We start from the raw sequence: 10,092 nt of genomic DNA on the forward strand, positions 1-10,092 counted from the left end.
ATCCAGGGCAGAGTCTTCGCGGCCCGGTCAGGAGTGCGGTACCGTCCAACGTCGTGAGCCCTGTCCGTCGTTGTTCGCGTACCGCCTGCGGCCGTCCCGCAGTGGCGACTTTGACGTACGTCTACGCGGACTCCACCGCCGTCCTCGGCCCTCTCGCGACCTACGCCGAGCCGCACTGCTACGACCTGTGCGCCCAGCACTCCGAGCGGCTGACCGCCCCGCGCGGCTGGGAGGTCGTGCGGCTCACCATCGACTCCGGCCCGATCCGCCCGTCCGGGGACGACCTGGAGGCGCTGGCCAACGCGGTCCGCGAGGTCGCCCGCCCGCCCGCGCGCCGCCAGGACGGCGGTTCCGAGGCGGATCCCACCGAGGTCGGCCGCAGAGGCCACCTTCGGGTGCTGCGCACGCCGGAGGAATAAGCCCGGGACGTGGTCGGCGGGTGCCCGGACGGTGCCCGCGACGTCTGGTGCACAGGTGTCGGTACGTCCGGTCACGTGGTGCTAACCCTTTGCTCACCCGTACCCGGTATCGTGCCTAGCCCACGGACACGGGCCGTGGCCAGGGGCACGGAGACGCGCCCCAGGCACACAGACCACCCACAGAATGGCGGAGAACCGCAGTGCGTGACCTCAAGCAGATCGTGAAGGCGTACGACGTCCGAGGTGTCGTGCCGGACCAGTGGGACGCGGAGCTGTCCCGCGCCTTCGGGGCCGCCTTCGTCCAGGTCGTCGGTGCCGACGCGATCGTCGTCGGTCACGACATGCGCCCCTCCTCGCCGGCCCTGGCCCGCGCCTTCGCCGAGGGCGCGGCCTCCCGCGGTGCGGACGTCGTCGAGATCGGTCTCTGCTCCACCGACCAGCTCTACTTCGCCAGCGGCAAGCTCGATCTGCCCGGCGCGATGTTCACCGCCAGCCACAACCCGGCCCAGTACAACGGCATCAAGATGTGCCGCAAGAGTGCGGCCCCGGTCGGCGAGGACACCGGCCTGGTCGAGATCCGCGAGCTGGTGCAGTCGTGGATCGGCGCGGATGACAAGGTCACCGTCCCGGCCGCCGACGCGTCCGTCACCGTCGGCGCCGTCACCCAGCAGGACGAGCTGCAGGCCTACGCGGACCACCTGCGCGGCCTGGTCGACCTGACCTCGATCCGCCCGCTCAAGGTCGTGGTCGACGCGGGCAACGGCATGGGCGGCCACACCGTCCCGACCGTCCTCGGCGGCCTGCCGCTGGACATCGTCCCGATGTACTTCGAGCTGGACGGCACCTTCCCGAACCACGAGGCCAACCCGCTGGACCCGAAGAACCTGGTCGACCTCCAGGCCAAGGTCCGCGAGGTCGGCGCCGACCTCGGCCTCGCCTTCGACGGCGACGCCGACCGCTGCTTCGTCGTCGACGAGAACGGTGACCCGGTCAGCCCGAGCGCGATCACCGCGCTGGTCGCCGTCCGCGAGCTGGCCAAGGCCAAGGCCGCGGGCGAGACCGAGCCGATGATCATCCACAACCTGATCACCTCCTGGGCCGTCCCGGAGATCGTCGCCGAGAACGGCGGCCGTGCCGTCCGCACCCGCGTGGGCCACTCGTTCATCAAGCAGGAGATGGCCAACTCCGGCGCGATCTTCGGCGGCGAGCACTCCGCGCACTACTACTTCCGCGACTTCTGGCGCGCCGACACCGGCATGCTGGCCGCGCTGCACGTGCTGGCCGCGCTGGGCGAGCAGGACCAGCCGCTGTCGCAGCTGACCGCTGCGTACAACCGGTACGTCAGCTCCGGCGAGATCAACAGCACCGTCGCCGACCAGTCCGAGCGCGTCGCCGCGGTCAAGGCCGCGTACGCGGACGCCGCGGGCGCGACCTTCGACGAGCTGGACGGCCTGACCGTCTCCGGCGCCGACTGGTGGTTCAACCTCCGCGCCTCCAACACCGAGCCGCTGCTGCGCCTCAACGTCGAGGCCCGCGACGAGGCCACCATGTCCAAGCTCCGCGACGAGGTCCTCGCCATCGTCCGCGCCTGACGCCTGACGCCTGACGCCTGACGCCTGACGCCTGACGGCGTAAGTGGTTGCACCACCCAGAGCCCCGCGCTCCTCAGGCAGCCGCAACTTCCCCCGCTTGCATGTCCTGTGGCAGGCGGGGCCCGCGGCCCCAGCAAGGGCAAGTACCCTGCTTGCCGAAGGAACCCTTATCGACTCCCGGAGCGCCAGCGACATGAGCATTGAACCCGCCCTGCTCGAGATCTTCGCCTGCCCCGCGTGCCACGCACCCCTGCGCGAGGACGCCGAGGCGGCGGAACTGCTCTGCACCAGCAGCACCTGCGGTCTCGCCTACCCCGTGCGGGACGGCATCCCGGTGCTGCTCGTGGACGAGGCCCGACGGCCCGCATGATCGACGAGCGGCTGCTCGACGACGCCGACGAGCTCGTCCGTGCGGACACGCGGGGCGCGCTGCTCGCGCTGGCGTCGGCCGGTGCACGGGTGCGTACCGGCCTGCGGCTCGCCGAGGAGGCGGGTCTGGCCGGGCTGCGCCCGGAGGGGCGGCCGCGGGCCGTCCTGGTCGCCGGGCACGGCGCCGCCGCCCTCGCGGGCGACGTGCTGGCCGGGCTGGGCGGCAGCGCCTGCCCGGTGCTGGTGCTGCGCCCCGGACCGGCGGAGCCGGACCCCGCGCTGATCCACCCGGTGACCCGGAGCGACGACTTCACCCTCGCTATGGACTGGGCGCTGCCGGGCTGGGTCGGTCCGGCCGACCTGCTGGTCGTCGCCGCGTCGGTCGGCAGCTGCCCGGGGCTGATCACCCTGGTCGAGCGTGCGTACCAGCGCGGCTGCTCGATCGTCGCGATCGCGCCTGCCGGGTCCCGGCTGGCCGAGGCGGCCGTGCAGTCCCGCGGGATGCCCCTGCCCTACACGCCGGGCCTGGCGGCGGCTCTCGACGGTTACGGCGACGGCCCCGATGCGGACCTCCCGCGTGAGGACCCCTCGGACTTCTGGGGTCTGCTGGCCCCGCTCCTCGCACTCGCGCAGCGGATCGGCGTGGTTCCGATCGCGTCCGACGCGCTCCAGGCGGCAGCGGACCGGCTCGACGAGGTCGCCGTACGCTGCCGTCCCGCCGCCGAGACCTACAGCAACCCCGCCAAGGCGCTGGCCGCACGACTCGCCACCGCACTGCCGGTGCTGTGGAGCGACGGGGACTGCGCCGCCGCAGCCGCACGCCGCTTCGCGGCGATGCTGGCCGACCACGCCGCCCGCCCGGCGCTGACCGGAACCCTGCCGGAGGCGCTCAACACCCAACGTGGCCTGTTCACCGGCACTTTGGGCGCGGGCGCCGGTCCTGACGACTTCTTCCGCGACCGCGTCGAGGACGAGGGCGCACTGCGCATCGAGGTGCTGCTGCTCCGGCACACTCCGCAGGCCGGCCACGGCAGCGCCGACCTCGCGCCCGGCCCGGACGGTGGTGCCGACGCGAGTCGGGACGTCACCGAGGATCCATTCGCCGATCACCTCCCGGACAGCGGCACACCGGCGGCCCGGCATACCGTGGCGCGGGCGCACCGGCTGGCTGCCGATCACCAGGTCGGGCTTCGCGAACTCACGTCGATCCGGACCGATCCGATCGAGGCCCTGGCCGAACTCATCGCCCTCACCGACTTCGCCGCCGTCTACCTGGGACTGGCCGCAGAGACCGAAGGTAACTGACCCGTATGGACCGCCTCGCCACCACCATCCGTCCGTATGCCTGGGGCTCGCGCACCGCGCTGCCGGCGCTGTTGGGGACGGAACCCACCGAGGACCCGCAGGCGGAACTGTGGATGGGCGCCCACCCCGGCGCTCCCTCCGGCGTCGACCGCGGCCACGGTCCGCAGACCCTGGACCAGGTCATCGCGGCCGACCCGGAGCGCGAACTGGGCGCGGCGACGGTGCGCCGTTTCGGTCCGACGCTGCCGTTCCTGTTCAAGGTCCTCGCCGCCGGTGAACCCCTGTCCGTCCAGGTCCACCCGGACCTGGCGCAGGCCAAGGCGGGCTTCGTCGTCGAGGAGGCGCGGGGGATCCCGCTGGATGCCCGCGAGCGCAACTACCGAGACGCGAACCACAAGCCCGAAATGCTGTGCGCGCTGGACGAGTTCACCGGCGTCTGCGGCTTCCGCCGCCCGGAGCGGACGGCCGCGCTGCTGGAGCGCCTCGGCGTCCCGGGCCTCCGGCCGGTGGCCGACGTCCTGCGTACCAAGCCCGAGCCGGAGGCCCTGCGGGAGGCTCTCACGCTGGTGCTGACGCTCGATCAGGCGACCGTCCCGGCGCTCGTCGCCGAGACGGGCAACGCCCTTCGCCGCCTGGCAGCGGAGGCCGCGTCCGCCGACGAGGCCTCGGACGAGGCCTCGGACAAAGCCTCCGACGAGGCCGTGGCGCTGGCCGACTACGCCGTGCTGGCCGACCACTACCCGAACGACCCGGGCCTGCTCTCGGCGCTGCTGCTCAACCACGTGGTACTCCGCCCCGGTGAGGCGATCTACCTGGGCGCGGGCGTGCCGCACGCGTACTTCCGCGGCCTGGGCGTGGAACTGATGGCCAACTCGGACAACGTCCTGCGGGCGGGTCTGACGCCGAAGCACATCGACGTGCCGGAACTGCTCGCGGTCGTCCGCTTCGAGGCGACCGAGCCGAGCGTGGTCCCGCCCCAGAGCGTGCCCGACAACCCGGGCGAGCAGCTGTACCCGGTCCCGATAGACGAGTTCCGCCTCTCCCGCTACGAGCTGGGCGAGTGGCCGCTGCCGACGGGCACCCCGCAGATCGTGCTCTGCACGTCGGGCCAGGCCACGCTGACCGACGAGGCGGGCCAGCGCCTGACACTCTCCCCGGGCCAGTCCTGCTTCATCCCCGCCGACAACCCGCCGGTCACCGCGACGGGCTCCGCCACGACGCTCTTCCGCGCCACCGTCACGCTCTGACACCAGGGGTTGTGCAAGCGAGGGAGTTGCACCGTTCAGGGGCGCAACGTCCCTCGCCGCAGCAGGCCTACAGCCCCAGGACCAACTTCTCCAGCGCCGCCCGGGCCCGCGCGTCCGACTGGGCCCGTGCGGCCACCGCCTCCGCCAGCTCGTGGACCCACTCGTCCAGCGCGACCTGCTTGCGCGACAGCACCACGCCGCGGACGATCGTCGCCACCTCGCCCTGGGGGCGGCCGTGGGCCAGGGTGAGGATGAGCCGGCGGTCGTCCAGGGAGACCTCCAGCTTCTCCACCTTTCCGGGGCGCCCGGACATCCGGTCCGACATGGACCGCTTGTGGCTCAGCTCGACCGAGCCGGGCGGCAGCGCGTCCGCCAGGGAGCCCGTCAGTACCTGGGCATAGATGTCCAGATCCGCCGCGTCCCGGCGCAGCGCCGCCGCCAGCAGCTCGATCTCGCTCATATCTCTCGTCTCTCTTCGCTGTCTCGGGCTCTCAGGGCGTCGCCTCGTCGCACCGGAGGCCTCAGCCGTCCAGGCTCAGCACCATCGTGGGCCGCTCGATCTCGTGGTCCGGACGCAGCGGGCGGACCGCTGTGCCGATCGAGAAGAACTCCGTGGTGTGCCCGCCCCAGCGGTGGTTGTGGGCGTTCAGCTGAACCCCGACCACGCCTTCGGCGTGCAGCGCCTCGGCCTCGGTCTGCATCCGCGCCATCGCCAATTCACGCGCGTCGTACAGAGCCTGGGTGAACTGCTCGATCTCCACATTCTTGCCGATGTTGGAGAACACCGCGCCCATCCGCTGGTGTGCGATGTGGTAGACGCAGGTGCCCATGACCATGCCCAGCGGCGCGTAGCCGGCCCGGATCAGCGTCCAGAAGTCCTGGCCGGACAGGTCCGAGGTGAAGGGCTGGTTCTTGTTGTTGCGCCAGCTGCCACCGCCGGGGGGCGCGTGATCCGCCTTGACCGCCGTGCCGATGGCGATGAACTCGGCGATGTCGTTGCCGAACTCCCGCGCCTCGACGGAGAGCCGGACGCCGACGATGCCGTCCGCACCGAGCGCGGCGGCTTCGGCCTCCATGCGGGTCATGGCCAGCTCGCGAGCGTGGTACATGGCCTGGCTCAGCGTCTCCAGCTCCTGGTTCTTGCCCCAGCGGCCGAACTGGATGCCCACGTGGTAGATCGAGCTGCCGAGCACCAGGCCGATCGGCTTGAAGCCGGCCTCGCGCACCAGCAGGAACTCGTTGACCGAGAGGTCGCTGGTGAAGATCGAGCCCGCCTTGCCGGGCTGAAGCTCGGCAAGACGGCGCATCGCGTCGGCGGGCACGCCCTGCGCGGTCGGATCGGTCGTGCTCATCGAACGGCTCCCCACGGGTTGCTGGAAGTACTGGAAAGGCTGCTGTCGGAAATGCTGCTGCTGTCAGAGACGGAGCTGCCGCCGGGCGGGTGGGGGATCATCCCTGATCCCCCAGTTCGCTCAGCTCGTCGGCCAGCCGCCGGTACTCGTTCGGGTCCGCGTACGGGCTCGACGCTACTGCGGCGAGCCGCTGACGCAGCCGGTCGCCACGCTTGCCCAGCGGCATGACCGAGAGGGTGCGCGGCTTCTGGTCGCCGGTGCGGAACCGGGCGATGCTGGTGCCGATCATCGTGGCCTCGGCCACGTGGTCCTCCTGCTCGGAGTTGTTGCGGTTGGCCGCACGGATGCAGGACTCCCGCCAGACCCGCAGATCGCCGGCGGCCATGATCACACCGTCACCGCCCTTCCGGGACGCCTGCAGCTGCAACTGCTGACGCGCGTCGGCGCGGATCGCGTGGATCAGTCGGCTCCAACCGGTCATCTCCGTGTTCTGCCACGAGAACTGCTGCGACTGCGTGCGGTAGTCGTCGTGCCGGACCCCGATCGACATGCCGACGAGCAGTTCGGCCGGGACCCACCCTGCACTCACCAGCTTGGCGAACCCCTGGCCGTCCAGGTGGCAGGTGAACGGGTGTCGCGGCCGGACGTTGCCCTGCGCCCGGACGGCGGTGCCGATCACCTTGAACTCCAGGCAGTTGGGCGCATTGGGGAACGGCGCCATAGTGAGCTCCGCAGCCACCACCCCGTCACCGCCCAGCGCCGAGCACTCGGCCGTCATCCGGCCCAGCGCGGTACGGCGGGCCTGGTCGAAGACGCCGACCAACTGCCGCGACGGGGCTCCCTGCCCCGACAGGGCGACGGGCGCGTCGCCGCGGTTGCCGTAGCTGAAGCCGAATCCCGCGCCGTTGTAGAGACAGTCGTGGTAGCCCCAGTACCGACCGCTGCGCGCGATCTGGAACACCGCCGACCCCATCACTTGCCCGACCGGCTCGAAGCCGACCGACTTCACCGAGGCGAACTCGCCGGTGGAGAGGGCGGACGTCCACGTCCCGCTGCCTCTCACCCCGGCGATCCGCTCGGCGGCAGCAGGTGGTAGCCCGCCGCCGTTCCAGGGAACCGTCATCCCGTCCCACTCCTGTCCGGCCTCGCGAACACTTTGCGCCCCTCGGAATGTACGCACGGTGTAGATTCGTCTCAAGAACCAGACGTCGCTGCTGATGGCGGTCGGCAGGTTCCGGGCTCCAGGCTCGGGCACGCCGAGGGAGAGAGGGCCTCCGACGCACTGGTCCGGAACAAACGGTCATACGGTTGAGGCACGCATTCGGGTTCCCGGACCCGGCGGCCCCGTCGGCATGACCGCGTTGGTGTGCCCGCACATCGGGCCGCACCTGGGTTCCGGACCGCCGCCTCCCGCTACCTCGACGTGATGGAGATACAGCGTGACGTCCCTCAACGCCGGCGACTTCAAGGTTGCCGACCTTTCGCTTGCCGCGTTCGGTCGCAAGGAGATCGAGCTGGCCGAGCACGAGATGCCCGGCCTGATGGCGATCCGCAAGGAGTACGCCGCCGCGCAGCCGCTGGCCGGCGCCCGCATCACCGGCTCCCTGCACATGACCGTGCAGACTGCCGTCCTGATCGAGACCCTGGCCGCGCTGGGCGCCGACGTGCGCTGGTGCTCCTGCAACATCTTCTCGACCCAGGACCACGCGGCGGCCGCCATCGCGGTCGGCCCGAACGGCACCCCGGAGGACCCCCAGGGCATCCCCGTCTTCGCCTGGAAGGGCGAGACGCTGGAGGAGTACTGGTGGTGCACCGAGCAGGCGCTGACCTGGCCGGGCCACTCCGGCCCGAACATGATCCTGGACGACGGCGGCGACGCGACGCTGCTGGTCCACAAGGGTGTGGAGTTCGAGAAGGCCGGCGCCGCGCCGGACCCCTCCACCGCGGACAGCGACGAGTTCCGGATCATCCTGGAGCTGCTCAACCGCACCCTGAAGGAGACCCCCAAGAAGTGGACCGAGGTCGCCTCCGAGATCAAGGGCGTAACCGAGGAGACCACCACCGGTGTCCACCGCCTCTACGAGATGCACCGTGACGGCAACCTGCTGTTCCCGGCCATCAACGTCAACGACGCGGTGACCAAGTCCAAGTTCGACAACAAGTACGGCTGCCGCCACTCGCTGATCGACGGCATCAACCGCGCCACCGACGTGCTGATCGGCGGCAAGGTCGCGGTCGTCTGCGGCTACGGCGATGTCGGCAAGGGCTGCGCGGAGTCGCTGCGCGGCCAGGGCGCGCGGGTCATCATCACCGAGATCGACCCGATCTGCGCGCTGCAGGCCGCGATGGACGGCTACCAGGTCGCCACGCTGGACGACGTCGTCGAGATCGCGGACATCTTCGTCACCACGACCGGCAACAAGGACATCATCATGGCCAAGGACATGGCCAAGATGAAGCACCAGGCCATCGTCGGCAACATCGGCCACTTCGACAACGAGATCGACATGGCCGGTCTGGCGAAGATCCCGGGCATCGTCAAGGACGAGGTCAAGCCGCAGGTCCACACCTGGACCTTCGCGGACGGCAAGAAGCTCATCGTGCTGTCCGAGGGCCGCCTGCTGAACCTGGGCAACGCGACCGGCCACCCGTCCTTCGTGATGTCCAACTCGTTCGCGGACCAGACCCTGGCCCAGATCGAGCTGTTCACCAAGCCGGAGGAGTACCCGGTCGGCGTCTACACGCTGCCCAAGCACCTGGACGAGAAGGTCGCCCGCCTCCACCTGGACGCGCTCGGCGTCAAGCTCACCACGCTGACCCAGGAGCAGGCCGACTACATCGGCGTCAAGGTCGACGGCCCGTACAAGGCGGACCACTACCGCTACTGATAGGCGCGCTGCCTCCCGGTAGGCAGCAGCGAGGATCATCCAGCGGCCGCTGGCGCATAGGCTCGTCCCATGCCCAGCGGCCGTTACTCGTTCCATGACACGCACGACGACACCTCCCTCGGTGACGAACGCTTCAGCTGCGCCGCCGGACCTTCCGGCTGGCGCTACACGGCGCAGACCTTCGCGACGGACGGCACGCTGGACGGCTCCGTCGACCTGACTCTCGACTCCCGGTCCCGCCCCGTCCGGCTGGAACTGCGCCGCCACGGCTGGCAGGTGCGCGGCGGCGCCCTCGCCGGGCTGACCTGGGTGCGCACGCACCCCGACGACCGGGATCTCTCGTTCACGAGCGAGGGCAACGAGAAGGCCCACGCCTTCACCGGCCGCTCGCCGGCGTTTCTCATCGCGACGGCACGGATGCTGGCGCTGCCGGAGGGCTCCTCCGCGCGCGTCCGCGTCGTCTCCTTCACCGAGCCCGTGCTGGCCCCACGCACGCTGGACCAGGGCTGGACCCTCGAAGGCATCGAAACACACACCACTGACAGCGGCCCGTTGACGGTGCGTCGGTTCCGCGTCGCGGACCTGGAGACAGGGGAGGAAGGCCTGGTCCACCTGGCCGGCGACGTCGTCCTGTCAGCACCCGGCGTCGAACTGGAGGAGCTGGACACTCCTCCGGGCGCATGGATTTGACTCGGGCCGTACGGCCACGTAACGTTCTTCGAGTTGCCCCGCTGAGCAGCGCGGCAAACCTCCCTCAGAGAATCGGAAATTCGATTGACGGGGACTGCGAAATCGGGACTGAAAAGTTCTGATAGAGTAGAAAACGAAGGAAGCGCCCGGAGGGCCCGGTGAAACGGGGCTGAAGGAAGCGTCCGTTCCTTGAGAACTCAACAGCGTGCCAAAAGTCAACGCCAGTTACT

At 70.5% G+C, this 10,092-nt stretch carries 10 protein-coding genes; 7 read left to right on the forward strand and 3 right to left on the reverse strand.

All coding sequences use genetic code 11. From position 1 onward, the window contains the following. The first annotated feature begins 53 nt into the window (after positions 1–53). The 5 genes from ABH940_RS31665 to manA all read left to right on the forward strand — a co-directional run bounded on the left by ABH940_RS31665 (position 54) and on the right by manA (position 4,932). Positions 54–419: a DUF3499 domain-containing protein gene (locus tag ABH940_RS31665; RefSeq protein ID WP_370072132.1), complete on the forward strand. Its 366-nt coding sequence runs from the start codon at positions 54–56 to the stop codon at positions 417–419. Between the two features lie 200 nt (positions 420–619). After that, a complete protein-coding gene (locus ABH940_RS31670) occupies positions 620–2,011 on the forward strand; it encodes a phosphomannomutase/phosphoglucomutase (protein WP_370072134.1) in 1,392 nt (463 codons plus the stop codon). A gap of 193 nt (positions 2,012–2,204) precedes the next feature. Further along, positions 2,205–2,381 carry a Trm112 family protein gene (locus ABH940_RS31675; RefSeq protein ID WP_370072135.1) on the forward strand — a complete coding sequence of 59 codons (177 nt, stop codon included), beginning with the start codon at positions 2,205–2,207 and terminating at the stop codon, positions 2,379–2,381. Then, the gene (locus ABH940_RS31680) at positions 2,378–3,685 is read left to right on the forward strand and encodes an SIS domain-containing protein (protein ID WP_370072136.1); all 1,308 of its coding nucleotides are present in this window, start codon (positions 2,378–2,380) and stop codon (positions 3,683–3,685) included. The genes ABH940_RS31675 and ABH940_RS31680 overlap by 4 nt, the downstream gene beginning before the upstream one ends. Before the next feature lie 5 nt (positions 3,686–3,690). Continuing rightward, complete coding sequence (manA, locus tag ABH940_RS31685; RefSeq protein ID WP_370106848.1) at positions 3,691–4,932, forward strand: mannose-6-phosphate isomerase, class I; 1,242 nt, start codon at positions 3,691–3,693, stop codon at positions 4,930–4,932. A 67-nt stretch (positions 4,933–4,999) separates the two neighbouring features. Here the strand turns inward: manA and ABH940_RS31690 are convergent, their stop codons facing one another. The 3 genes from ABH940_RS31690 to ABH940_RS31700 form a co-directional block, all read right to left on the reverse strand. Beyond that, positions 5,000–5,392, reverse strand: a complete 393-nt coding sequence (locus ABH940_RS31690; protein ID WP_370072138.1) for a hypothetical protein — start codon at positions 5,390–5,392, stop codon at positions 5,000–5,002. Positions 5,393–5,453: 61 nt separating this feature from the next. Next, a complete protein-coding gene (locus tag ABH940_RS31695; RefSeq protein ID WP_370072139.1) occupies positions 5,454–6,284 on the reverse strand; it encodes a heavy metal-binding domain-containing protein in 831 nt (276 codons plus the stop codon). 97 nt (positions 6,285–6,381) lie between these two features. Further along, entirely contained in the window at positions 6,382–7,407 is a 1,026-nt protein-coding gene (locus ABH940_RS31700; RefSeq protein ID WP_370072140.1) for a heavy metal-binding domain-containing protein, read from the reverse strand. A gap of 316 nt (positions 7,408–7,723) precedes the next feature. Here ABH940_RS31700 and ahcY point away from each other — a divergent pair, with 316 nt between their 5' ends. Continuing rightward, positions 7,724–9,172 carry an adenosylhomocysteinase gene (gene ahcY / locus ABH940_RS31705; protein WP_370072141.1) on the forward strand — a complete coding sequence of 483 codons (1,449 nt, stop codon included), beginning with the start codon at positions 7,724–7,726 and terminating at the stop codon, positions 9,170–9,172. A 69-nt stretch (positions 9,173–9,241) separates the two neighbouring features. Then, the gene (locus ABH940_RS31710; RefSeq protein WP_370072142.1) at positions 9,242–9,862 is read left to right on the forward strand and encodes a hypothetical protein; all 621 of its coding nucleotides are present in this window, start codon (positions 9,242–9,244) and stop codon (positions 9,860–9,862) included. Positions 9,863–10,092 lie beyond the last annotated feature (230 nt).

The organism is Streptacidiphilus sp. BW17, from assembly GCF_041262485.1.
GTDB lineage: Bacteria > Actinomycetota > Actinomycetes > Streptomycetales > Streptomycetaceae > Streptacidiphilus.

Coding starts and splice junctions, on each gene's coding strand:
- manA (WP_370106848.1), top strand. CDS start 3,691: ATGGACCGCCTCGCCACCACCATCCGTCCGTATGCCTGGGGCTCGCGC.
- ABH940_RS31690 (WP_370072138.1), bottom strand. CDS start 5,392: ATGAGCGAGATCGAGCTGCTGGCGGCGGCGCTGCGCCGGGACGCGGCG.
- ABH940_RS31710 (WP_370072142.1), top strand. CDS start 9,242: ATGCCCAGCGGCCGTTACTCGTTCCATGACACGCACGACGACACCTCC.
- ABH940_RS31680 (WP_370072136.1), top strand. CDS start 2,378: ATGATCGACGAGCGGCTGCTCGACGACGCCGACGAGCTCGTCCGTGCG.
- ABH940_RS31675 (WP_370072135.1), top strand. CDS start 2,205: ATGAGCATTGAACCCGCCCTGCTCGAGATCTTCGCCTGCCCCGCGTGC.
- ABH940_RS31695 (WP_370072139.1), bottom strand. CDS start 6,284: ATGAGCACGACCGATCCGACCGCGCAGGGCGTGCCCGCCGACGCGATG.
- ABH940_RS31700 (WP_370072140.1), bottom strand. CDS start 7,407: ATGACGGTTCCCTGGAACGGCGGCGGGCTACCACCTGCTGCCGCCGAG.